Origin of the sequence: Paraburkholderia sp. BCC1886 (genome assembly GCF_900996245.1) — a bacterium.
In the GTDB taxonomy this organism is placed as follows: Bacteria; Pseudomonadota; Gammaproteobacteria; order Burkholderiales; family Burkholderiaceae; genus Paraburkholderia.
The window spans coordinates 374605-399180 of sequence record NZ_CAAJGK010000085.1; the positions used below are offsets into that span (position 1 = coordinate 374605).

Annotated in this window: 21 protein-coding genes; 13 read left to right on the forward strand and 8 right to left on the reverse strand. The window is 62.7% G+C overall.

The genetic code is table 11. From position 1 onward, the window contains the following. Nucleotides 1-293: 293 nt before the first annotated feature. The 3 genes from FQ746_RS28230 to FQ746_RS28240 all read left to right on the forward strand — a co-directional run bounded on the left by FQ746_RS28230 (nucleotide 294) and on the right by FQ746_RS28240 (nucleotide 6435). Nucleotides 294-5258 carry a response regulator gene (locus FQ746_RS28230; protein WP_144113085.1) on the forward strand — a complete coding sequence of 1655 codons (4965 nt, stop codon included), beginning with the start codon at nucleotides 294-296 and terminating at the stop codon, nucleotides 5256-5258. A 138-nt stretch (nucleotides 5259-5396) separates the two neighbouring features. Then, entirely contained in the window at nucleotides 5397-6086 is a 690-nt protein-coding gene (locus FQ746_RS28235; RefSeq protein WP_144113086.1) for a nitroreductase, read from the forward strand. 37 nt (nucleotides 6087-6123) lie between these two features. Continuing rightward, nucleotides 6124-6435, forward strand: a complete 312-nt coding sequence (locus FQ746_RS28240; RefSeq protein WP_144113087.1) for a high-potential iron-sulfur protein — start codon at nucleotides 6124-6126, stop codon at nucleotides 6433-6435. Between the two features lie 22 nt (nucleotides 6436-6457). Here FQ746_RS28240 and FQ746_RS28245 read toward each other — a convergent pair whose 3' ends face one another. Continuing rightward, complete coding sequence (locus tag FQ746_RS28245; RefSeq protein ID WP_144113088.1) at nucleotides 6458-6808, reverse strand: DOPA 4,5-dioxygenase family protein; 351 nt, start codon at nucleotides 6806-6808, stop codon at nucleotides 6458-6460. A 572-nt stretch (nucleotides 6809-7380) separates the two neighbouring features. On the opposite strand from FQ746_RS28245, the gene FQ746_RS28250 reads away from it, so the two are divergent. From FQ746_RS28250 to FQ746_RS28260, 3 genes are all read left to right on the forward strand, one after another. Further along, a complete protein-coding gene (locus FQ746_RS28250; protein ID WP_144113089.1) occupies nucleotides 7381-7827 on the forward strand; it encodes a hypothetical protein in 447 nt (148 codons plus the stop codon). A 99-nt stretch (nucleotides 7828-7926) separates the two neighbouring features. Beyond that, nucleotides 7927-8199, forward strand: coding sequence for a DUF1488 domain-containing protein (locus FQ746_RS28255; protein WP_144113090.1), 273 nt, complete (start codon nucleotides 7927-7929; stop codon nucleotides 8197-8199). A gap of 697 nt (nucleotides 8200-8896) precedes the next feature. After that, entirely contained in the window at nucleotides 8897-9370 is a 474-nt protein-coding gene (locus tag FQ746_RS28260) for a hypothetical protein (protein ID WP_144113091.1), read from the forward strand. An 83-nt stretch (nucleotides 9371-9453) separates the two neighbouring features. On the opposite strand, the gene FQ746_RS28265 is transcribed toward FQ746_RS28260, so the two are convergent. Beyond that, the gene (locus tag FQ746_RS28265) at nucleotides 9454-11412 is read right to left on the reverse strand and encodes a carboxypeptidase-like regulatory domain-containing protein (protein WP_144113092.1); all 1959 of its coding nucleotides are present in this window, start codon (nucleotides 11410-11412) and stop codon (nucleotides 9454-9456) included. Nucleotides 11413-11646: 234 nt separating this feature from the next. On the opposite strand from FQ746_RS28265, the gene FQ746_RS28270 reads away from it, so the two are divergent. Further along, a complete protein-coding gene (locus tag FQ746_RS28270; protein ID WP_144113093.1) occupies nucleotides 11647-12624 on the forward strand; it encodes a CAP domain-containing protein in 978 nt (325 codons plus the stop codon). Nucleotides 12625-12662: 38 nt separating this feature from the next. Here FQ746_RS28270 and FQ746_RS28275 read toward each other — a convergent pair whose 3' ends face one another. Next, nucleotides 12663-13928, reverse strand: coding sequence for an MFS transporter (locus FQ746_RS28275; protein ID WP_144113094.1), 1266 nt, complete (start codon nucleotides 13926-13928; stop codon nucleotides 12663-12665). 34 nt (nucleotides 13929-13962) lie between these two features. Then, entirely contained in the window at nucleotides 13963-15102 is a 1140-nt protein-coding gene (locus tag FQ746_RS28280; RefSeq protein ID WP_144113095.1) for a M24 family metallopeptidase, read from the reverse strand. 317 nt (nucleotides 15103-15419) lie between these two features. Between FQ746_RS28280 and FQ746_RS28285 the strand changes: the two genes are divergently transcribed. Next, a complete protein-coding gene (locus tag FQ746_RS28285; protein WP_144113096.1) occupies nucleotides 15420-16571 on the forward strand; it encodes a porin in 1152 nt (383 codons plus the stop codon). 16 nt (nucleotides 16572-16587) lie between these two features. Here FQ746_RS28285 and FQ746_RS28290 read toward each other — a convergent pair whose 3' ends face one another. Further along, complete coding sequence (locus tag FQ746_RS28290) at nucleotides 16588-17475, reverse strand: LysR family transcriptional regulator (protein WP_144113097.1); 888 nt, start codon at nucleotides 17473-17475, stop codon at nucleotides 16588-16590. Between the two features lie 100 nt (nucleotides 17476-17575). Between FQ746_RS28290 and FQ746_RS28295 the strand changes: the two genes are divergently transcribed. Then, nucleotides 17576-18883 (forward strand): MFS transporter, encoded by a 1308-nt coding sequence (locus FQ746_RS28295; protein WP_144113098.1) that lies wholly within the window; start codon nucleotides 17576-17578, stop codon nucleotides 18881-18883. A 46-nt stretch (nucleotides 18884-18929) separates the two neighbouring features. Further along, nucleotides 18930-19634, forward strand: coding sequence for a DUF1028 domain-containing protein (locus FQ746_RS28300; protein ID WP_144113099.1), 705 nt, complete (start codon nucleotides 18930-18932; stop codon nucleotides 19632-19634). Between the two features lie 30 nt (nucleotides 19635-19664). On the opposite strand, the gene FQ746_RS28305 is transcribed toward FQ746_RS28300, so the two are convergent. Further along, nucleotides 19665-20150 (reverse strand): Lrp/AsnC family transcriptional regulator, encoded by a 486-nt coding sequence (locus FQ746_RS28305; RefSeq protein WP_144113100.1) that lies wholly within the window; start codon nucleotides 20148-20150, stop codon nucleotides 19665-19667. Between the two features lie 130 nt (nucleotides 20151-20280). Here FQ746_RS28305 and FQ746_RS28310 point away from each other — a divergent pair, with 130 nt between their 5' ends. The 3 genes from FQ746_RS28310 to FQ746_RS28320 are packed head-to-tail and all read left to right on the forward strand — an operon-like array spanning nucleotide 20281 to nucleotide 22911. Continuing rightward, nucleotides 20281-21411 carry a branched-chain amino acid ABC transporter substrate-binding protein gene (locus tag FQ746_RS28310; RefSeq protein ID WP_144113101.1) on the forward strand — a complete coding sequence of 377 codons (1131 nt, stop codon included), beginning with the start codon at nucleotides 20281-20283 and terminating at the stop codon, nucleotides 21409-21411. Beyond that, nucleotides 21408-21953: a peptide deformylase gene (locus tag FQ746_RS28315; RefSeq protein ID WP_144113102.1), complete on the forward strand. Its 546-nt coding sequence runs from the start codon at nucleotides 21408-21410 to the stop codon at nucleotides 21951-21953. The genes FQ746_RS28310 and FQ746_RS28315 overlap by 4 nt, the downstream gene beginning before the upstream one ends. A gap of 7 nt (nucleotides 21954-21960) precedes the next feature. After that, on the forward strand, nucleotides 21961-22911 hold the full coding sequence (locus tag FQ746_RS28320; protein WP_144113103.1) for an aminotransferase class IV: 951 nt from the start codon (nucleotides 21961-21963) through the stop codon (nucleotides 22909-22911). Here FQ746_RS28320 and FQ746_RS28325 read toward each other — a convergent pair. After that, complete coding sequence (locus FQ746_RS28325; protein WP_144113104.1) at nucleotides 22906-23634, reverse strand: pirin family protein; 729 nt, start codon at nucleotides 23632-23634, stop codon at nucleotides 22906-22908. The genes FQ746_RS28320 and FQ746_RS28325 overlap by 6 nt on opposite strands. Before the next feature lie 93 nt (nucleotides 23635-23727). Further along, nucleotides 23728-24489, reverse strand: a complete 762-nt coding sequence (locus FQ746_RS28330) for an SDR family NAD(P)-dependent oxidoreductase (RefSeq protein ID WP_144113105.1) — start codon at nucleotides 24487-24489, stop codon at nucleotides 23728-23730. Nucleotides 24490-24576: the final 87 nt, after the last annotated feature.

A 24576-nucleotide genomic window follows, 5' to 3' on the forward strand; every position in this document is an offset into this window, starting at 1 on the left:
CCGCGTCGCTCGCCGCATCTACGGCACCAAACTTTCAATCGGCTTCGAAAACCCCTTCTTTTGTAGGCCTTTGCGCGCGCACTCGCCTTCCTGCCGCGTGCTGCTCCGTGCGAAAATCGCCCCACGTCGAAAGTTGCTGCCGATGGTTGAGCGGCCGGTCGGCCATCGAATCTGGCCGAGGCTCCGACGAACCACCAGCCGCACGTGTCAGGCACCGGATTTGCAACGCCCGGTCCGCACGACAATGACACCGCCGCGTCGAGGAGATCGCGTTGAAAGAGCCGGACAGCTTCATGTCGAACACCCTGCCTGCCAATCCCGCCATGCCGTCGTTTCTCTCCGGCGGCGGAGAACTGGGCGCTTTGATTCGAGCCTACGACTGGACCCGCACTTCGCTCGGCGCGCCGGACACGTGGCCACAAGGCCTGAAGATCGCCATCCGCATCATGCTCACGTCGCGTCAGCCGATCTGGATCGGTTGGGGCGACGAGCTCGTTTATTTCTACAACGACGCGTACAAATCGATCATCGGCGGCAAGCACCCGGCCATGCTCGGTCAACCGACCCGCGTGGTGTGGCGTGAAATCTGGACCGATATCGAGCCGCTCCTGAACACGGCGCTCAATGGCGCCGAGGGCACCTTCGTCGAACAGAAGCTGCTCATCATGGAGCGCAACGGCTTTCCCGAAGAGACGTATTACACCTTCTCGTACAGTCCGATTCCCGGCGACGACGGCTTACCCGGCGGCATCATCTGCGCGAATAGCGACGGCACCATGCAGGTGTTCGGCGAACGGCAACTCGCATTGCTGAAAGAACTGGCGGCGGCCAGCCCGGACGGCCGCGACTGGCGCGAGGCGTGCGAACTCTGCATGCGTGCGCTGTGCTCGAATCCGCACGACCTGCCGTTCGCGTTGCTGTATGCGGCCGAGCCCGGCAGCGACACGGCCACGCTGGTGGGTTCGGCCGGCATCGAGCCGGGTCATCCGGCTGCGCCGGCGAGCATGCGAATACTCGAAGGTGCCAGGGCGCTTCTTTACCAGGACGAGGACGCCAACGCAGACACGAACGACGAGCCGCATTGGCCGCTCGCAGAGGCGTTTGAAAGTCAGGCGCCGCAGTCGGTCCGCAATCTGACGCAGCGATTCGGCGTGAGCTTGCCGGGCGGTCCGTGGCCTCTGCCGCCCGAACACGCGGTGGTGCTGCCCGTGTCGGCCGGCAGCGAGACCGCCCCTGCGGTGCTGCTGGTCGTCGGCCTGAACCCTTACCGGTTATTCGACGACTCGTATCGCAGCTTCCTGAATCTGTGCGCGGGCCAGATCGGCGCCGCCATCGGCTATGCACAGGCTTATGAAGAAGAGCGGCGGCGCGCTGAAGCACTGGCCGAAATCGACCGTGCCAAGACCACGTTTTTTTCGAATATCAGTCACGAATTCCGCACGCCGCTCACGTTGATGCTCGGTCCGCTAGAAGAACTGCTGGCGCGTCCGCAACTGGCCACGAGCACCGGCGCCGATGCATCGAGCGAAGCCGGCGGGCAGACCGACGACCGCGCGCTGGTCGAGATTACGCATCGCAACGGCTTGCGCCTGCTGCGGCTCGTCAATGCGCTGCTGGACTTCTCGCGCATCGAGGCGGGACGCATTCAGATTCACACGCAACCCACCGACGTCGGCGCGTTTACAGCGGAACTCGCGTCGCTGTTCCAGTCCGCGATCGAGACGGCAGGCTTGCGGCTCGTAGTGGAGGTTCCCTCTACGCCCGTGGTCGTGCAGATCGATCGCGAGATGTGGGAAAAGATCGTGATGAACCTGCTGTCGAACGCGTACAAGTTCACGTTCTTCGGCACGATTCGCGTGACGGTTAGCGAGGCGGCCGGCGGCAACGTCGAGGTCAGCGTCAGCGACAGCGGCATCGGTATTGCCGAAGAAGAAGTGCCGCGACTGTTCGAACGGTTTCATCGCGTGGCGGGCGCGCCGGGCCGCTCGGTGGAAGGCAGCGGCATTGGACTCGCGATGGTGCAGGAGCTCGTGAAGCTGCATGGCGGCGCGGTGCGCGTCGAGAGTACGTTGGGCGAGGGCGCCCGCTTTACGGTGACGCTGCCGCGCGGCGTCGCGTCGGCCGGGTTGCACGATGCCGGCACTGAGGCCGCGACCCATGCCGCGATGAGCCAGCACGCGCGCAACTATGTCGACGCTGCTTTGCGCTGGAGCCCGGAGCACGAAATTCTCGGCGACGTGCGCAGCGCCGCGACGCCGGGCGGCGAGGCCGCCGCCAACACGGGGCCGCAGGCCGTCGCGCGTTTGCTGGTGGTCGACGACAATGCCGATCTGCGTGAGTACATGAGCCGGATCCTGCGTGCGGCGGGTCACGAAGTGCAACTCGCCGCCGACGGTCAGGCCGCCCTCGAAGCCGCGCGCGCTTCGCCTCCCGACCTGGTGTTGTCCGACGTGATGATGCCGCGGCTCGACGGCTTCGGCCTGCTGCGCGAGTTGCGCAACGACCCGCTGCTGTGCGATACGCCGGTGCTGATGCTGTCTGCGCGCGCCGGCGAGGAAGCGCGTGTGGACGGCATCGAGCAGGGCGCCGACGACTATCTGACCAAGCCGTTCTCCGCGCGGGAACTGCTCGCGCGCGTGTCGGGCAATCTGCAACTCGCGCGACTGCGCCGCGAAACCGAAATGAAGCTGCGTGAAGAATCCCGCACGCTGGAGATACTGAATCGCGTCGGCTCGACCGTGGCGGCCGAACTGGATCTAGAACGCGCGGTGCAGATCGTGACCGACGCCGCGACCGAACTGACCGGTGCCGCGTTCGGTGCGTTCTTCTATAACGTGCTCGACGAACAGGGCGCGAGCTACATGTTGTACACGCTCTCGGGCGTGTCGAAAGATTCGTTTGCGCAGTTTCCGATGCCGCGCAACACGGCGATCTTCGCGCCCACGTTCGGCGGCGAGGGTATCGTTCGCGTCGACGATATTACGCAGGATCCGCGCTACGGTCTCAACGCGCCGCATCGCGGCATGCCCGAAGGGCATCTGAAGGTGCGCAGCTATCTCGCCGTGCCGGTGCAGTCGCGCAATGGCGAGGTCGTCGGCGGTCTGTTCTTCGGTCATCCGGACGTCGGCGTATTTACCGAGCGTGCCGAACGCATCGTGACCGGCATTGCCGCGCAGGCCGCTATCGCCATCGACAATGCGCGCCTGTATCAGGCGGCGCAGAGCGAAATCGCCGAACGTACCCGGGCGCAGCGTGCACTGCACGATCTGAACGGGACACTCGAGCGCCGTGTCATCGAAACGGTCGCGGACCGCGACCGTTTGTGGGAGCTCAGCGAAGACCTGCTGGTGGTGGCCGATATAGAAGGCCGCTTGCAACGCGTGAGCCCGTCGTGGAGTCACGCGCTCGGTCACAACACGACGTGGCTGATGTCGCGCGCGTACCAGGACCTCGTGCACCCCGACGACATCGAGACGGTCGGCCGGCATCTCACCGAATTGCGTCGTACGGGCGTGCCCGTGCGCTACGAAAACCGCTTCAAGCGGATCGACGGAAGCTGGCGCTGGGTCGCTTGGACGCTCGCGCTCGATCCCGACACCGAGCGCATTCACGGCGTAGGCCGCGACGTGACCGCCGACAAGGAAACCACCGAGGCGCTCCGGCATGCGGAAGAAGCGCTGCGCATGGCGCAGAAGATGGAGGCGATCGGCAAGCTCACCGGCGGCGTCGCGCACGATTTCAACAACCTGCTGCAGGTGATCGGCGGCAATCTGCAACTGCTCGCGAAAGACGTCGCGGGTGCGGAGAAGGCCGAGCAACGCGTGCGCAATGCGCTCGCCGGCGTGGCGCGCGGCGCCAATCTCGCGTCGCAATTGCTGGCGTTCGGACGACGTCAGCCGCTCGCGCCGAAGGTGGTGAACCTCGGCCGCTTCGTCCGCGGACTCGACGACATGCTGCGGCGTGCGCTGGGCGACGGCGTCGAAATCGAAACCATCGTCTCGGGCGGCTTGTGGAATACGCTGGTCGATCCGTTCCAGGTGGAGAACGCGCTGCTCAATCTCGCGATCAACGCCCGCGACGCGATGAGCGGTCATGGCAGGCTGACCATCGAAGCGGGCAACGCCTCGCTCGACGATGCATACGCCAAGCGCAACGCGGACGTGACGCCGGGCCAATACGTGATGCTCGCGGTCACCGATACCGGCGCGGGGATGTCGGCCGAAGTGCGTGAGCGGGTGTTCGAACCGTTCTTCACGACCAAGCCGGAAGGTCAGGGCACCGGGCTCGGCTTGAGCATGGTGTATGGCTTCGTGAAGCAGTCCGGCGGCCATGTGAAGATCTATAGCGAGCCGGGCCACGGTACGACGATCCGCGTTTATCTGCCGCGCGTGCGTCAGGAAGAAGACCTCGAAACGCACGTCGTCGCCGGACCGGCAAAAGGCGGCACGGAAACGATTCTGGTCGTCGAGGACGACGAGGAAGTGCGGACCACGGTGGTCGAGTTGCTGGCCGATCTCGGTTATCGCGTGCTGAAGGCGAAGGACGCGCAAAGTGCGTTGGCCATCGTCGAAAGCGGGGTGCCGATCGATTTGCTGTTTACCGATGTGGTGATGCCGGGTCCGCTGCGCAGCACGGAACTGGCGCGCAAAGCGCGCGAGCGGCTGCCGTCTATCGCGGTGCTGTTCACCTCGGGTTACACCGACAATGCCATCGTCCACTCGGGGCGGCTGGACGAAGGCATCGAACTGCTGAGCAAGCCGTACGCGCATGAAGCGTTGGCTCGCAAGGTTCGTTATGTGTTGCAGACGCAGAATCCGCAGCGGGAAGAGATGGCGTCGCTCGAGTCGCCAGAACAACCCGCTGCGTCAGAGCAGACCGACAGTTTCACCGGGGAGAAGAAAATGCGTATTTTGCTGGTGGAAGACGACGAATTGATTCGAGTGAGTACGGCCGAATTGCTGCGCACGTTCGATCTCGACATTCTCGAGGCGGAAGGCGAGCACGACGCCAAACAGATTCTCAGCGAGCAGGCCATCGACGTCATGCTCACCGACGTGGGGCTCGCGGGTAAATCCGGCGTCGACCTGGCGCTCGAGGTGGGCCGGGATCGGCCCGATCTGCGGGTGATCTTTCTGACGGGTTACGACCTCGTGCTGACGCCGCAGCAGCGCGAAGTGCTGCCGCATGCCATTGCGCTGCGCAAGCCGTACGATCCGCTGCAACTGGTCGAGGTGTTGCAGAAGTCGCAGCAAGGCTGACAGTCGACGCGGGCGGCGCGAGCGGCGCGGGCAGCGCGGCGCAGGTCGAGGCGTTGCCGTTTCCAGAGCAGTCCAAGCGTCGCTCGCGCTAGAATCGTTGCGGATCGCCACGCCTTCGGGCTTAGCCGGAATCTCCCCATGACCACTCCCGCCAATGCAGTCGATGCCGCGCTCGTCACGCGGCGGTCAGTGCGCGCGTTTTTGCCCACCGCAGTGCCGCGCGCCGAGATCGAAGCGATTCTCGAAGCGGCCAGCCGTGCGCCGTCCGGCACGAATACGCAGCCGTGGAAGGTCTATGTGGTGACCGGCGACTCGCTCGCCAAACTGTCACACGCGCTGCTCGCCGCTTACGATCATCCCGAGCGTGACACGCTGTATCGGGAAGACTATCCGTACTATCCGCGGCAATGGGTGTCGCCGTATATCGATCGTCGCCGCAAAGTGGGCTGGGACCTGTATGGTCTGCTCGGCATCGAAAAGGGCGACAAGGTTCGCATGCATGCCCAGCATGCGCAGAACTATCGTTTCTTCGGTGCGCCGGTGGGGTTGTTCTTCACGATCGACCGCGTGCTGGAGCGCGGCAGCTGGCTCGACTACGGCATGTTCCTGCAGGCCATCATGACCGCAGCCCGCGGGCGCGGGCTCGACACCTGTCCGCAGGTGGCGTTTACCCAGTTTCATCGCGTGATCGCCGGGCATCTCGGGCTGTCCGAGGCGGAACAACTGGTGTGCGGCATGTCGCTGGGTTTCGCCGACAACCATGCGCTGGTCAACCGGCTGCGCACCGAGCGCGTGCCGGTCGAACGATTCACGCAATTTCTCGATTGATTGCGCCGCCCTGTCCTCCACTTTCCCGTTTATCAAAATGAAAACATCGCGTCGCCATTTTTTGTTGTTGAGTGTCGGCGTCGGCTCGTCGCTGGCGTTATCGTGCGCCGCGTTCGCCGAGCCTGCCGACCGTCTCAGCGAAACCGATCCCAAGGCGCAGGCCGTCGGCTATAAAGAAGACGCGTCGAAGGTCGACAAGGCAAGATTTTCCGCTTACGCGGCAGGCCAGACCTGCGCCAGTTGCACGCTGTATCAGGGCAAGCCCACCGATGCTTATGGCGGTTGCGTGCTGTTCGCGGCGAAACAGGTTGCCGGGCGCGGCTGGTGTAGTTCGTATTCGACGATGTGACCCGCAGGTGACGCGACGTGCGTCAGCGCAACGCGCTCAACACCAGTTCATGCGAGTGCCCGATCCATACTGCGGCATCGCGATGATCGCGTAATGCGTCGCCCGTGTTCGGATGAACGAAGACGTCGAGCGCGCCATGATTGAGCGTGAGCCAGCCGATTGCCTCGGCGAACAGGGCGTGCGTGAAGGCAAGCTGGAACGACCACATGGGATGCGGGCCGACCGGTCGCTCGTGAAAGCGGCCCACTTGCAGCTTGTCGGTCCAGTGGGCTTCGATCTGTTCGCGGAAAGCCCACGCGGCGTCGCGGCTCGTTGCATCGAAGTAGATGTGGGCGTGCCAGCTTTCGATGGCGGAAGTATCGCGTAAGGTCATGAGGGTCCGGTGCTATCAGTCTGCGGTTAGTGTCTATCCGACATTCATTCTGCTTGAGTTTCCGCGGCCGCGCGCGCCACATTTGCCATGTAAAACTCACGGTTCGGCGTCGGGCCGAACGCTGGTACTTCACCGAGCCTTGGGTTCCAGCGTCGAGATCGCCCGATTATCCGCTAGTAAGAATTGACGCGAATTGTCGTCCCAGCAGCGCGTTTTTACCACGCGACGCGGCCTGAGTCCTCCGGCCGTCGACGGCAATGCCAGTAAGTCGCTACCTTGCACTCCGGGGTACGCCGACGCGAGTGGAAGTCGAACCGGGTACGCAGCCATGAGGCGCGGCCGGTGTTTGCAGCGCAAACGGCGCACCCGGAACACGAGCGACAATCTCGGCAGACGTGCGCAACCAGCGTGCAGCGACGTTCGCCGGATGCCCGCGCAGCGCGGGTTGCATCGATGGCATGCGCTTTGCTTTTGCCTTGTCGGCAGTCTATTGACGCGCACGGTTCAATCGAACCTCGTGCGCGAGACGTCGATCCGGCCAGGAGCGGCGTCCATCTGGCAAAAAACGAAAAATGCTGAAGACCAAACCACACATTGTTACGCGCGGGGTGGGTGGCGACGCGATGACGCTCGCCTTCTACGCCGACACCGGTTGCCTCCGCTTTTCAGATGTACGCGGCGTTTGTCACGAACTGAGACCGCCGCACTCATGGCTCGCCATGTCGGGCGTATCGCGCGGCGTGCAAAGAAGCGAACACGCGATGACCGAAAGTTTGCGCACGTTGCTGCATGATTTCTGCGCGCGGCGTCCACGCGGGTTGAGCGGTCCTGTCCGTGTTTCGTCGAGTGCGCCGTTCGGCGTGCCGGCAGTGACGTCCGATTCGGCGCATGCGTCGGTGCTTCTGTCTGCAACGGCAGCGCGGCACGCCGCAGCGGCTAACGAGCCGAACGTCGAGCCGGACGTCGAGCCGGACGTCGAGCCGAACGTCGACATCGCGGCGAGTGCTGCGGCGGCCTGACCCTGAGTCGGGTCAGTCGGGCGCACGGCGGCAATTCAGTTTTCCCGGTGGTGTTCGTTCGACACGGCGAACGGCTTAACGAACTTTGCGAGGTGGGCTATGGAGATTATCGAGCTTGAACCCAGCGTCTCGTCGGATGGACGCGCGGTGATTTTCCTGCTGTCGACGCGCGGACGCGATCTGGAATGCGCGGTCACACGAGAGGCGCTGGAGCAGCATTTCTGGTTACAACGCGGAGCCGGCGAAGAACGCACGTTGAAGACATTCGCCGACGGACGCAAACGCATTACGGCCGTCGCCGAGAGAAAAATGCTGGCGCGGCCCGGCGAAAAAGTTTTACTCACCATTAGCGACTTCGCGGCTCGCGGATAAGCGCGGATGTCGGGTTTTCTGCGGTGCCGCCGCGCAATGCGGCGCACTCGCAGCTTGCAAAACACCCACTCCATCTAACCGGTTCGCCGTGTTACGTCGATTCACCGAAGTAGCCTGCCTATCCCCCTCGCTTCGCCCAATTGCCTTTCTGCCTGCTCACATAAACTGTTTTCCATGGCGCGACAACTGACCGAGCCCATCGATGCGGTCTTCCCCCGCATCGTGTTGAACCGTACCGTTGATGGCAGTGTGCAGCGCGAATTCGAAGTGAAATAACGAGGGGTTGCAGCGGGGCGTAGTGAAGGCGAGGGACCGAGCTGCAATGAGAGTGGTTACAAGAAGCAGCAGTAGCGCATCGCAGTAGTACAAGTCAAAAGAGCAGATTGGTTTTGGTGGTCATAGGTCGGCAAGCATCCACGCGCGAGCACGACTGTTCCATCCTGTCAGGCCCTGTTCCCTCACCGGAACAGGGTTTTTTTTGGGACTTTTTTTTCGTCGTTGTAGAGTACGCCCTTGTATTTCGCTGTTTCGAACCGACTTCCATCGCTTAAGTTTGTCTTAATAGTCGCTTGCCATGATGGTTGCACAGTCTCATATTAGAGGCCTGTCGAGTCGCCGGGAAACCGGCGACGTTTGCCACCGGAGAGAAGCAGCGTTCAGTGGCAAAGCCAAGAGTTAGCGAAGGGAGTTTGAATCGATGTCCAGTAAATCGCGAGTCCGTAAGTTCAACCAGCCGGCCATGTCGCCGCTGCTGCGTTCACTCACTTATAGCCGCACCGCACACGAACCCGTTACTTCCGCCATGCTGTTGCAGTGTTATGCAGCCCTCGATGCGTTCCGGCGCGGCCACGGCTCGCGCAATCTCCACACGACGTTGAGCCGGCATCTGCTGGTCTCGCAAGAATTGGCCCGCGTCGGCCTCGGCGACGCGCTGCTTGCCGACATCGAAAGCGCCCATGCGGCCCTGGTGCTGATCGATGCGCGCGAACGCCGCGACGGCGCGTGGTCCCTCGAAGAAAGCGAATACGCGCGCCTGTGTACCGCGCTGGCGATTCTCGACGAACAACTCGCGGCGGCTTCGCTCAGCGAGATCGCGGCCGCGGAAGCCAAGATGATCGAAGGCCTGATGCGCTCCGCTCAGGCTCACGCGGTGATCGAAACGGTGGCCTGAGTTTCATCGGCTGCCGCGCCTCGCCTCGCCGTTAGAACGAAAAAAAACGCCTCACGCGAGGCGTTTTTTTCATGGAGCGACGTTCAGTCGTTGTACTGCGTCACGTTGTAGTAGCGAACGCCGCTTTGCGCACCACCCAATAGCACGGCACGCGATCCACCCGTGGTGAGCGCCGGGAACGGGCAATTCGTGCAGGTTTGCGTGCCTGTCGCGTCGACACCCGCCGAGATCGTCGTCTGATACTGACCCACCGTGGTGTTATTCGGCGTGCCGTTCGAAAAGCCGTCGATCGTCGTGGTCGATGCGTCGGCGGTGCCCGGCGTTGCCTGAATCTGCACCGACGACACCGGATACGCGACATCGAGCCCATTCACCAGACTCGACCACGTGACGCTCATCGCATACTGTTGCGCAGCCAGTGAACCGGTCGGCGTCAGGAACTGCGTGGCGAAATCGGACAACAGCGTTGGCCATTGCACGGCGCTGCCCGCGACGGCGTTCAACGGCGCGCCGGGGTTGATGACCGACGACTGGCCAAGCTGTGCGCCGTTCTTGTCGTAGAACGTGACCACATACGTCGCATAGAGCGGCACCGTGCTCGCATCGACCGATTGCGCGGCGTAATAGCCGGTCGTGGTCGACGGCGTGAAGGTCGCCGACGACGACAGCGATTCCCACGACCAGCGGTACAAGGCCGTGTTGCTGCTGGTCGTCGCGGGCGATACCGGCGCGGTCGTGGTGGCCGCATCGGTCAGACCGAGCGTGCTGTTGCCGAGCGCGGTGCGTCGCGTCAGCCAGACCGGCGCGGTCAGACCCGGTCCCGTCACCGACGCCGAGTAGACCGCCGGATTCAGCGTGGTCGAAATACCGATGGCGAGACCCGACTCGTAGCGGTGAACATCGCCGAGTCGCGTATCGAGGAAGCTGCGCTGCGTGACTTGCGAATTGATGTCGACCGCGTACGACGACTGATCGCCGATCAGATCCCAACTCAGTTGCGTGCCGCCGGCAACCGTCACGGGCGTGGCAAGCGGCTGCGCGATGCTGTAGAGCACGGTTGCCACGCCGCTCGCCAGCGTGACGGGCAATCGCACTAAAGCCAGTTGCTTGCCGTTGCGGGTGAAGAACGCCAGTGTGCGCGGCGAGCCGAATACGGCGCCGCTGAATGCCGCGTCCGTCGCGCCGTGCGCGATGGCCAGGTCAGTCGAGCCGCCTTCGAGATACGCGGCGTCGATCGCGGGCGAGCACGACGTATTGAGTGTGCCGCTTGCCGCGCACGCGGTCAGCAACGACGCGAGCGGCTCGAGATAATTTGCCGCGACGCTCGGTGCGGCCAGCGTGACCGACGACGTGGTTTTGCTGTTCAGCGCGATGGTCGTGCCGGTTGCCGCATTCGACACGAGCAGCGAGCCGCCGCTCGCGGCCGGCACGACGGATACGGTGTCGATCACTGCATCGGCGCCAGTATGGTTCGGCGTGAATGCGGTGCGGATCGGATCGAAGCCGGAGGTCTGCAGCCCGTTCTGCGTGAGGATGCTGGCCAGAATCGTGTCGAGCGTGATGGTGGCGAGTTGCACGTTCGCCAGCGTGACTTTGGCGAGCGTCGCGGTGGACGCGAGATCGCCCGCATTTCCCGAGGCGGTCAGCATGGCGGCGATCGCGGTCGTCAGTGTGGTGACGTTGGCGACGGCCGGCGCGCTACCGGCCGGCACCTGCGCGAGCACCGAGTAAAGCGGTGCGGACAGACCGGCGGCATCTTTTGCGACGATCAGGAGCGGCGCGGTGAGGCCGCTGAGCGGGATCGTGTATGCGCCCTTGGTGTCGGTGGTCACGCTCACCTGCGTGCCGGTCGCGTCGGTCAACGTGACCGTGGCGCCGACGAGCGCCGTGCCGCTCGCCACCGTGCCGCCGACCGAGGTGGCGGTGACCGTCGTCGTCGTGCCCGATCCCGTGCCCGAGTCGCCGCCACTGCAGGCGCTCAGTTGCAATACGGCACAAGCGACGGCGGCGGCGATGCCGGTGCGCATTGACGATCGATACATGGTTTTCCCCGCTACTCTCTTGGTTGATCTAATTGGGCATCACGTGCGATGCCGGAGTGACCGGCGACGGCGCGTCGACGCGTTGGGAGGATACTGCAAAGCAGCGGCGTCGTGTCGTCGTCCGATTAACGATCACATGCACACGCGCTATTTGATTCATTAGAATGCCGGGGCAGAAAAAATCGTCTGGACCGAACCCGTTTTATGCGAATTAATAGATACCCCATCCGTGCCATGGCTTTAGTCGTGGTACTGGCGGCAGGGGGCTGCGCATCATCCCGCCAGGCGGCAACGCCCGCGGCGGTGCCCTATACCGGCTTGCCGATCAGTTTGCATCCGGCATCGGGACCGCACGGGTTCGATGCATCGCTTACCGGCAATCCGCTCTCTTATATCAACGCACGCCGTGCGGAAGTCGGTTTGCCTCCGATAGCAAGCGACGCGGCGGTCGCCGCTGCCGCTAGGGCGCACGCGCAATACCTGCGTCTGAACGGTGCTCGCGGGCACGATGAAATTGCCGGCACTCAAGGCTTTACCGGCGTCGATGTCACCACGCGTGTGCGTGTTCACACGCCCGTTTACGGCGCAAGCGAAGTGCTCGCGGTATTCGGCGGTTTTGAGCAACCGTCATCGGCGATTGCGGAGATTTTTGCGGCGCCTTATCACCGTGGCGCCGTCTTCTTCGACTGGGCTCGCGCGGGTGAAGCGGTCGATGTGCAGAAGGAGGGCATCACCGTCGTCGACTTCGCCGATATCGCGCCGGTTCTGAAGGATGCGGAGCTGATCGCCTATCCGTACGACGGCCAGGCCGACGCCCCTTCGTCATGGGTCGATATCGAACAGCCCGATCCGATGGGCGCGAATTCGGGCTATGGCGGCGCGGAAGTCGGTTACCCGATCACGCTGTCGGGCGGACCCAACGCGCACATCGTCCTGACGTCGCTCAGCCTGACCGATGCAGCCGGCAAGCGGGTGGCTTGCCGGATCGCACCGGTCGGTATCGCCGATACCGGGCGCAACACGGCGGTCTGCACGCCATTGCAGCCGCTGGCGCGGGGCATGCGATACGGCGTGCACGCGGTCGGTGTTCTGACGCAGGCATCGCCGGTAAAGGCGCCGTTCGATTTGCAGTGGACGTTCAGCACGGCCAATAGCGGCGGTGGTGCGATGGGGCAGATGCTGACGCGTAACGGCCTGCCGCGCACGCCCTGACACCCTGCCGAGGTGCGACCTGCCGGTTCACGTCGACGTCACCCTTTCTGCATGCCCAGGTGCGCCGGTACCGGCACCTTCTCTTCAGCGCGCACGAATAGCAGGATCGCCGATGCGCCGACTACCGCCACGCCCGCTGCCAGTGCGAACGCTCCCGAGAAACTGCCGCTCCACGTCAGCATGTAGCCGGTCGCCATCGGGGCGACGACGCCCGCGAGGTTGGCGGTCAGATTGATGAAGCCGCTCACGCCGCCGGACACCTGGTCCGGAACGATCTTCAACACCAGCGCGTAATAGAGGCTCGACGTCACGTAAAGCGCGAACACGCCGATCGTCATGAGCACCATCACGCCGACGACGCTCGTCACGCGCCCGGCAAAGCCGACACATATTGCCGTGACGAACAGACACACACCGATAAGCAGCTTGCGCGCAAGCAGTGGATTGCCGATGAAGCGCGAGAACGCATCGCACAGCACGCCTCCTGCCGCGAGTCCGACCGTGCCGGCGAGCCACGGAATCATGCTGATAAAGCCCATCTCCGACAGCGACAGGTGGTAGCTTCGCACCAGATACGTCGGGAACCACGACAGAAAAAAGTAAAGCACGTACGCGTAGGAGAAAAACGCGATACAGGTCGCGATAATCGAGCGATGTCGCAGCGTCTTCAGCAAGCCGGGGCGGTCGGGCGCAGACCCGGCCGCCTGCTCGACAGACGCACTTTGCTCCACGACGGGCACCGCGGCCGGGCGACGCTCCGCCGCGAACAGATACCACAACAGCACCCAGGCAAGCCCGAAGCATGCGATCACGAGGAACGACGTGCGCCATCCGTACAGGGTTGCCACGAGTCCGACGATCGGTCCCGCGAGTGCCGCGCCGAGCGGTTGACCGGCATACGCCAGGCCGATTGCGCTCGCCTGACGTTCCGGTTCGAAGTGATGCGAGACCATCTTCACCGCGGTCGCGCAGAACGGCCCTTCGCCCATTCCGAAGATCAGGCGGATGACGATCAGAAAAGCCAGCGTGGTGGCCGCGGCGGTCGCGCCACACGCGATCGACCAGATCGTCATGGCAACCAGCAGCACGCGGCGCGGTCCGAACCGGTCCGCCGCGGCGCCGCCGATGAACGACATCGGCGCATAGCCGAGAAAGAACACGCTGAACACGATGCCGAGATGCGCGGCATCGAGATCGAGCGCTTTGGCTATGAGCGGCGCAGCTACCGACAGCGCTGCCCGGTCGAGATAACTGATTGCACCGCCTGTGAACAGCAAGGAAACAATTAACCATCGGGCGCGCATGTCGGCTCCTCGTGTCGTGGATAAGAAACGTCGCTCAGGCGCCGAGCGCGAGCGGTTCGCCCAGCACCGGAATCTCGAGCGGCGCGAGACCGTGGGTCAACAGGCGGTTCCCGTCTTCGGTGATCACGACCAGATCTTCCGTGTGATAGAAGTTGCCGTCGGCATCGCGCGTCATCGGTTCGATGTTGATGACCATGCCGGGTTTCAGCAGGATCTTTTCGCCGGGGCGGATCATCGGACGCTCATGCGCTTCGATACCGAACGAGTGGCCGATATGCGGAAGCGTGCAGGGCAGTCCGCGCGTTTCGAACGCGTCCTTGCAGGCGAAATAGATCTGTTCGGCAGGCACGCCCGGACGCATCTGCGCGATCGTGTCGCGCTGGATTTCAATGAGCGTGCGATAAACATCGCGATGGTGTTGCAGCGGTTTGCCGGTCGAGTAGGTCCGCGCGACATCGCTCGCATACTGCCCATACGTCCCGCCGATATCGAGGCGCAGAATCTCGCCCGTCTGTGTCGCGTCGTCCGACGGGTGGTTGTGAACCAGCGGCGTGCGCTTGCCCGATGCGAGATGCAGATGCTGCACGCCATTCGCGCCTTCGTCGAACATCCGCTTGATGATGCGGTTGGCAATCGTCCGGTCGGTTTCGCCCACGCGACTCTCCGCCAGGCCGTCGACAATGGCCTTGTGAGTCTGCCGCGCAATCTTCTCCAGTAACGCAATCTCCTGGTCGGACTTCACCGCGCGAATGGCGGCCACCTGTTCGGTCGTATCGACGAAATTCGCGCCGGGCAACGCCGAGCGCAGCCGGCCGAACGAGAGTGCCGGCAAGTAGTCGAGATCGAGTCCGAGCGTACCGCGCTGCAATTTCATCGAATCGAGCGTTTCGACCAGTACGTCGATCGGGTCCTCGATGAACTCCGTGTAACTGCGCACCTCCGCGCACCAGCCTTCTTCGCGCACGAGGCTTTCCTCGATCGAACACACCACCACGCGTGCCCGGCCGTCGCGAGTGAGGATCATGTGCGCCTGCCGTGGACGGATCGTCTTGATGGTCGTGACGAAAGCGCCGGCGAGATAAGTGAAGTTCTCCGGGCTCGTGCAGACGATCGCATCGAGTTTCAGCTGCTCCATCATCGTTTGCAAAGCGGTGAGGTTGGGCGTCGTTTTCATGGAAGTCTCCTGGTCGGAAAGTATCGGTGTGGAAATGGATCGAAAGCGTCTAGCTCCTTTTTCAATCTTTCATTGTCAAAAAGTTTTGGCCATCAGGAATGCGTCGGGGCCAGCTTCGGAAAATCCTGAACCTCCCGGCGTCAGGATTTTCCGAAGCTGGGCGCATGCAATTCCAGATTGAGTTGCGGAAATTGAAGGGGAAAACTTCGGGCCGTCGTGAGCTTTCGCTCATGAAGCTTCCGGCAGCATCTCGCAGCTTCCGGTAATCAACCCCCCGACGGCGCACGATGGCGTCGCCCCGAATCGTCGAGACAATGATGAAAAAATACTCTCTGTGTGGTGCCTTGATGGTGATGCTGTGCACGAGCGCACAGGCGCAAAACAGCGTCACACTCTACGGCGTGGCCGACGACGGTCTGGTCTATTCGAATAACGCGGGCGGTCATTCGCAACTGCAGATGAATAGCGGCAACATCATGGGAAGCCGCTGGGGATTACGCGGGACCGAGAACCTCGGCAATGGTCTGTCCGCCGTGTTCGTGCTCGAAAACGGCTTCAGTCTCGCCAACGGAAAATTCGGTCAGGGTAACGATGAGTTCGGCAGACAGGCGTACGTCGGTCTGTCGCAGTCGCAAGCCGGTTCGCTCACGCTGGGGCGGCAGTACGATTCGATCGTCGACTTCACGGGGCTCTTCGAAGCGGGCACGCAATGGGCGACATCGTTCGCGGCGCACCCTGGCGATCTCGACAATATGAACAACACGAATCGCACCAACAATTCCATCAAGTACACGAGCAGCACGCTCGCGGGATTGACGCTCGGCGGTATGTACAGCCTCGGCGGCGTGGCAGGCGATATTCACCGCAATCAGATCTGGTCAGTCGGCACGCGCTGGTCGTCGGGACCGCTCTCGGTGGGCGCGGCGTATGCGAACGTGTCCGATCCGAACTTCTCGTTCTTCGGTAACAACGCGGCGTCGAGCACGACGGCGAGCAACATCACGTCGCGGGTCCTGAGCGGCTATGCATCCGCGAGCCGCCAGCAGATTGTCGCGGCGGGCGCAGCTTATACGCTGGGCGCGTCGACGTTCGGCCTGACCTACAGCAATACCGCGTTCCAGAACATCGGCGCGGATAGCGTGGGCACGACGGTCGCGGCGCGAGGCGACGCGCGTTTCCATAACGTCGAAGCAAACTACAAGTATCAGATCACGGCGGCGTTACTCGCTGGCGCGGCGTACGACTTCACCGATGGCTATGGCATTCATCACGTGCGCTATCAACAGGCGGCGGCGGGGCTCGACTATTTTCTCTCGAAGCGCACCGACGTCTACGTGACAGGCGTTTATCAACACGCTAGCGGAACGGATTCCACCGGGCGTCCGGCGGTTGCGAACATCACGCTGCTTTCGCCTTCGTCGACGGCCTCGCAAATCGCGGCTATCGCGGGGCTGCGCGTGAAGTTCTAGGCGCACCGCGCGTGCATCAAGGCGATGCTGCGATCAGGCATTCGAGCAGCGATGCGGCGGTGTTGGGCAGATTGGCGCGGTTCTGAACGACGGCGCTCGTGTTGTACGCGGTCCAGTCGTCGCTCAGTTCGACGATCCGGCATTCGCTGCCGTGAAAGCGCGCGGCGACGCGGCGCGGAACGATGGCGATGCCGACGTTGTTGAACACCAGCCGGCAGATCGCATCGAGATTGCGGGCCCGTGCACGGTACCGCATCGATGTGCCGGCTTCGCGCGCGTGCGATTCGAGTTGCTCCTGAAGACGGCTACCCGGACCCAGGCCCAGGAAATCGAACGACAGCAGGTCGGAGAACGCGCAGCGCGACGGGACTTCCGCGGCGAACTGGTTGCCCGTGAACGCGACGAGCGTGTCTTCCAGCAACGGCACGACCTCGAGCGAGCCGGTCTCGACGAACTCGCCGATGATGCCGATTTCCGCGCTGCCGCCCGCCACGGCGAACACGATGTCTTCGCTGTGCTGCTCTTCGATGATGAGATCGGAATTCGGGTTGTCGGCGAAAAAGGCGGGCGCGGCATTCGGCAGGATTTCGGAGACCGCGTACGTGGTGGTGTAAAGCCGCACGTTGGTACGCAACCGGCTCGTGAAACTGACCAGGTCCTCGTTCATGAAATCGACCTGGCGGAGCACCTTGATCGCGTGATGCAGCAGGACGCGACCTGCTTCCGTGGCGACCACGCCCGAACGCGAACGCGACAGCAACGGAACGCCGACCTGATCTTCCATTTGCCTGATGCGCTCGCTGACCGATGCGACGGTCAGATGAACCCGCGAGGCTGCTTTGGTCATGCTCGCCGATTCGACGACCGCTTTGAAGATACGTAGGTCAGAGACGTCGAAGCGCATGGCGTTCCTTAGGAAAATCCACAAGACGGTTAGCAATTTCCTGATTGTACCGAGCTTTTTGTAACGACAAACTTGTCGAATACGCTACAGGACATCGACTATGAACATAGCCACCAACGCTGCCGGAAAGGACGACGAAGTGTCTTCGCGAACCATCTCCGGAGCCGGGGTGATCGTTGCCACGACCATTGGCAACGCACTCGAATTTTTTGATTTCACCGCGTACAACTTCTTTGCCGTGCTGCTCGGCAAACTGTATTTCCCGACTTTGAGTCCGCTGTTTCAACTGGTGATGTCGACGGGTACGTTTGCCATCGGCTATTTTTTCCGGCCGCTCGGCGGCGTGCTGATCGGCGTGTACGCCGACAAGATCGGCCGCAAGGCCGCGCTCACGCTGACGGTCGGCATGATGGCGCTCAGTTCGGCGATCATCGGGTTGGCGCCCACCTACGCGACCATCGGCATCTGGGCGCCCATCCTGATCCTGCTCTCGCGCATCCTGCAGGGTATTTCGGCGGGTGGCGAAGTCGGTGCCTCCACGGCGCTGCTGGTCGAATACGCCGGCCCGCGGCAGCGCGGCTATTTCGGCAGCTTCCAGTTCGCGAGCCAAAGCCTCGGCATCGCATTCGGTGCGATCGTCAGTTCCTTGCTGTCGCGCTACCTCGACCCGCAGGCGCTCGCTTCGTGGGGGTGGCGCACGGTGTTTCTGATGGGCACGATCATCGCGCCGGTCGGTATCTACATTCGCATGCGCATCAACGAGACCTTGCATCTGAAGCCCGATGCGACGGCGCGCCGCTCGCTGTTCACGATTCTCATGGCTCACGCGAAAGAGCTGACGCTCGGCACGCTGCTCACGTTCGGCGGCACCTCGGCGAATTTCATCATTCTGTTTTCGCTGCCCATCATCGCAATGAAGTCGCTTGGCCTGTCTCAGGCCGACAGCATGATGGCAGGTGTCGTGACGGGGCTGGTCGGGTTCGTGGTCAGTCCCATCGGCGGCTTCGTCTCCGACCTCATCGGCAGAAAGCCGGTGATTCTCATCTCCCGCGTACTCGTGATCGCCGCGGTCGTGCCGCTGTTCGTGTGGCTCAAGGCCGACCCGACGGTGACTCGCCTGCTGATCGTCGAAGGCGTGCTGGCCGCGCTCGCGGCGTTCGGCGGCGCGACCGCCATCGGCTGGATGACCGAGCTTTTTCCGGCCTCCGCGCGGGCGACCGGCATGGCGATCGTCTACAGCCTCGGGGTCGCGCTTTCCGGCGTGATCGCGCAATTTGTTTCGACGTACTTCGTCGGCATTAGCGCGAACATCATGCCGGCCGCGTGGTACGTCGTGGTGTGTCTCACTTTCACGAGCATCGTCCTGTTCTGGCTGCCGGACACCGGTCGCACGGCGCAGAGCGAATGATCGAGCCTCAGCAACAGCGTTATCGAATCGGGAAACAGGAAAACTCATGACTTACAGCATTCTTGCCAAGTGTCCGGACACCGGCCGCTACGGATTGGGCATCGCGACGTATTCGGTCGCGGTCGGACAGTGGTGCGACGGCCTCGACCGCTATGCAGGCGCGACGATGAGCCAGGCGTTCGTGCGCACGACCAATAACGCGCTCGCGCTGAATCTGCTCAGACTCGGCCACTCGGCGAAATACGTGAGCGACGCGCTGGTTCGCGACGACGACTTCGCATCGTATCGGCAGATCGGGGTGATTTCAGCGGACGGCAGTGCAAGCTGTCATTCGGGCGAGCACACGCGCGGTTGGGCGGGGCACCGTATCGGCGACGGGTACGTGGCGATGGGCAACGTGTTGAGCCGCGCGGCCATTGTCGAGGCGATGGCCGACGCCTTCGAGCAAAGCGCGACGCGGCCGTTCGAAGAGCGCCTGCTACGCGCACTCGAGGCCGGCCGTGACGCGGGTGGCCAGGGCAACGGCACGCGCGCGCTGCCGGAACGCTCGGGCGCGTTGATCGTGACGGCGTCGGACCATCTGGATGCGGTCAATCTGCGTGTCGATCTGCATCCGCATGCGGTGGACGAACTGCGCCGCGTGCATTCGGTGTGCAGTCAATACACGGGTTATTACCGTAGCCGCGGCATCAATCCGCCGGACGCGCCGGGTCAGGAAGTGTTCGAGCAGCAGAACGGAATCGCGGCCTGAGGCGAAACGGGGTGTGCAACCGCCGCCCGACTAGCCGGCCACCTCGATGGGCAACGAAAAGCCCACCTTCACCTTCGACATCACCACCATCGTTTCGAAGTGCCGGATGTTCTGGTTCTGCCTGAACACGCGGGTCGCGAACTCGTCGTAGTGGTCGATGTCGCGCACCGAGATCATCAGGACGAAATCCGCCTTGCCGGTGACCACATAGCACTGCATGACCTCCGGCAGGGCGCTCAGGAATCGTTTGAACTCGTCCAGCAGGTCGACGCGCTCGCGCTCGACCTGCACCATCACCAGCATGGTGAGCGGCAAGCCGACCTTGTTCGGATCGACCACCGAAATATCCTTGACGATGTACTTCTCGTCGCGCAGCCGTCTGACGCGACGCATGCACGCGGGCGGACTCAAGCCAATCTCAGCGGCGAGTGCCTGATTGCTGATCTGGTTGTCGTTCTGAAGGATGGAAAGGATGCGCAGATCGAAGTCGTCGAGCGCGCCGGCAGTCGTGGCCATCATAATTTCGTTTTGATCCGGAAAAAAGAAATCGGCGAAAGTCGGCCACGGGTGCAGCTTTATTGGATTTCGCGGTGCCTCCCTAGAATCGTAGCATCGATCAACAGCCTGAGGCACACCGGAAAATATCATGCAAAAACCGCTATTAGTCGTCGCCTGTCTACTGTCCTCTTGCAGCGCCGCCGCGTTTGCAGAGACCACCATCACCATCGGTTACTCGGGCGCGCTGACCGGCGCGCAGGCGCATTTCGGCAAGGACAGCCAGCGCGGTATCCAACTCGCGATGGCCGAAATCAACGCAACGCATCCCGTGATTGGCGGCGTGCCGATCAAGCTGGTGCTCGACGCCGAAGACGATGCGGCCGACCCCAAAACCGCCACCACGGTCGCGCAGCGGTTCATCGACAATCACGTGAGCGCGGTGGTCGGCCATCAGAATTCGGGCACGTCCATCGCGGTGGCGCGGCTCTATTCGGCGGCGCATATTGCCGAAGTCACGCCCTCGGCGACCAATCCGCAATTCACGCATCTCGGTTACCGCACCACGTTCCGGATGCTGGCGAACGACACGTTTCTCGGTACCGCGGTCGCGCAATACGCGGCCAATCAACTGCACGTGAAGCGCGTTGCCGTGATCGACGATCGCACCGCTTACGGGCAAGGCATTGCCGATGTGTTCGTCGACGGCATCGGCAAGTCCAACGTTCCGGTCGCCGCGCGCGAATATACGACGGACAAGGCATTCGATTTCGGCGCATCGCTCACGTTGATCAAAGGCACGAAGCCCGACGCGATCTTCTTCGGCGGCATGGATACGCAGGGCGGTCCGATGCTCAAGCAGATGGTCAAGTATCAACTGGATATTCCGCTGATGGGTGGCGACGGATTGTGCACCGAGGAAATCCAGAAGCTGGCCGGCGATGCGCTGAACGGCAATCTGGTCTGCGCGGACGGCGGCCGCCTGGTCGCTAAAATGCCTGGCGGTCCGGCGTTCGCGAATCGTTTTCAGGCGGCGTATCACGAGCCGATTCAGCTCTACGCGCCGTATGCCTACGACGCGATGATGGCGATCTATCACGCGATGGTGCAGACGCAATCCACCGACCCGGCAAAAATCGTCGAAGGCTTGCATCAAGTGGCCTTCCAGGGTGTGACCGGTCAGATTGCATTCGACGATCACGGCGATCTTCGCGCACCGTCGGCCACCATTTCGACTTTCAAAGGAGGCAACAAGATCGCACTCGCCGAGGTAACTCAATGACGACTGACATTCTTCCGGTCGGCTCGCCTTCGTTGCGCGAGATCGCCGTTGCGGTGGTCGATGTCACCGCGCCCGACGTGTTGCGCGATGCCGGGTCGCTCGGCGAAGCGATTCGCGCATTCCGCGCCAAACATGGTTTTGGCCGTGCGATTGCCGCGCCGCAAATCGGCATCGGCAAACGGATGATCGGCCTCGCGTTGCCGGATTGGCCGACGGTGATTCTCAACCCGGAGATCGTCTGGAAAAGCGAGACGCGCATGACGCTGTGGGACGACTGCATGTGCTTCCCCGATATGCTCGTGAGAGTGGAGCGCTATGCGTCGGTCTCGATTCAATACATGGCGCTCGACGGCGAGCGTTACCGCAAGGAAAGGCTGAGTCCTGCCGAGTCGGAACTGATCCAGCATGAGATCGATCATCTGAACGGCCTGCTGTCTTTCGACCGCGCGACGGGCGCTAATCCGTTCGTGCATCGCCGTGCGTTCGAGGCGGATCGCGACGCCTTCATGCAACAGGTCGACTACGTTCCGCAACCGGGTTAACACTACGATGAGTACGATGACAACTGGCGCCGACATCGGCCGCATCGACGGCCTGACCTATCCTACCGGCGTGGCGTACATGGCCGGCCAATTCATGCCCATGTCCGAAGCACGGATCTCCGTGCTCGACTGGGGCCTGCTGCATTCGGACGTGACGTACGACACTGTCCATGTCTGGAACGGCAGGTTCTTCAGACTCGATCTTCATCTCGCGCGCTTTCGCCGTTCACTCGCGAAACTGCGGCTCACCGTCAGTCTCACCGACGACGAAATACGCGACGTCCTCGTGGAATGCGTGAAGCGCTCCGGCCTGCGCAATGCGTATGTGGAAATGCTCTGCACGCGCGGCATCTCGCCAACTTTTAGTCGCGACCCGCGCGAGGCGATCAACCAGTTCGTCGCATTCGCGGTGCCGTATGGGTCGGTGGCGAACGCGCGGCAGTTGAAAGAAGGGCTGCATCTGCATGTGATCGATACGGTGCGGCGTATTCCGCCGGAATCCGTCGATCCGCAAATCAAGAACTACCACTGGCTCGATCTGGTGACGGCGTTGTTCGAAGGCTACGATGCGGGCGCGGAAACGGTGGTCATCAAGGATACCGCTGGAGATATTGCCGAAGGTCCGGGCTTCAATATCTTCATCGTGAACGAGGGCGAGCTTTATACGCCGGAGCGCGGTGTGCTGCATGGCATTACACGGCGCACGGTATTCGATCTGGCCGAAGCGATGAACCTGCCCGCTCATGCTTGCAACATGAGCGAGACTGCGTTGCGCGGCGCCGATGAAATCTTCATTACGTCGACGGCCGGCGGCATCATGCCGGTGACGAAACTCAACGGCGCGCTGGTGGGCGATGGCAAGCCGGGTCCGCTCACGCGTGCGTTGTTCGACGCGTATTGGGCGAAGCACGAGGATCCGGCGTGGGCGGTGACGGTGGAATACGACAGCGCGTTATGAAGCATCCAGATGGGCCGGTGCTAGCAGTTGCACCATGACGATGGCCGTGTCGTCGACAGCCGTGATGGTGAGCGACGTTCTTTCGCTCACGGCCAGGCCATCGCGCGGTGCCATAAAGACGCCAGCAACGTCGAGACGACCGATGGTGGTCACGAGATAGGCCTGCGAGCGCGGCGGCATCGCATGCACGAAGGTGTCTCCGGCGCGCAGTTTCATGCCGAGCACACGGGCGTCGGCATCGATGAACAACGCGCCAGCCCGGACGTCAGCGTGCTCGCCGCTGGCGAGCACGGCAAAACGCCCGCTTTCTTCACCAGCGTCGATGCGGCGCGTCGCCCAGCGCGGTTTGCCGTCCGTGGAGCGCGGCGCAAGCCAGATCTGAAAAAGCCGCGTCGGTTGCGCTTCTTCGTTGCGTTCCGAGTGAAGCACGCCTGAGCCCGCGCTCATCACCTGTACGTTGCCTGCCTCGATGCGGGCCGCGTTGCCAACGTTGTCCACGTGTGTAATGGCCCCGTCGCACACATACGTGACGATTTCGACATTGCGATGCGGATGCATGCCGAAACCCGAGAGCGGCGCGAATTCGTCATCGTTCCAGATGTAGAGCGCGCCTAGCGGATCGTGCTCGGGACGCCCGAGTTCGCCGAAGCGGAAATGCAGTCTGGCCTTTAGCCAGTCGCGCCCGATCCCGCCGAGCGACTCATACGGCCGATGTTCGAGCATGGCTCGGTCTCCGGGTGGGCTATGCGGGAGCGACGATCGTGCCGCTCCCGCGAAGCGCTGGTGGATTTGGTGCACTCGCGCCCGTTGACGCGTTCAGATTTGCGCCTGGCCGCCGTCCACGAACAGTTCGATGCCGTTCACGAAGCTGGCGTCGTCAGAGGCGAGGAAGAGCGCCGCGCCGGCGATTTCTTCGGGCTCGCCGACACGTCCCATCGGAATGCGCGAAGCGAGATAGTCGACGAGACCCTGCTGGGCTGCCTTGTCCGGACCGGCCAGTTCCACGAGACCAGGCGTTCTGGTCGCGCCGGGGCTGATTGTGTTGACGCGAATTTTGCGGTCCTTCAGGTCGAGAATCCAGCTACGAGCGAAGGCGCGAATCGCGGCTTTCGACGCGGAGTAGACGCTGAACGCGGCAGTGCCTTCGATCGTGGTCGTCGACCCGGCGAGAATCACCGAGGCGCCGGCAGCGAGCAGCGGCAGCGCTTTCTGCACGGTGAACAACGTGCCCTTTACGTTGCGGTCGAACGTGTCGTCGAAATGCGCTTCGGTGATGTCGGCGAGCGGCAGCATCGAACCGCCGCCGGCATTGGCGAACAGCACGTCGAGGCGGCCCTTCTCGCCGCGAATCCGCTCATAGAGCGCGTCGAGTTGTTCGAGCTTCGAGGAATCGACGCGAACGCCGGTCGCGCTCCCGACTTCGTTGATCGCGACGACCGCTGCATCCAGTTCGGCCTGACGGCGGCCGGTTATATACACGTGTGCGCCTTCTGCCGCAAAGCGCTTCGCGGTGGCGAGGCCAATGCCGCTCGTGCCGCCGGTGACCAGTGCAATCTTGCCTTCGAGTCTGCGTGTCATGGTGTTTCTCCTTCGTTTCCGTTGGGTACTTCGTCGAGTGGCGAAGCGATGTGAGGAGAATATCGACACGGCGACATATCCGAAATA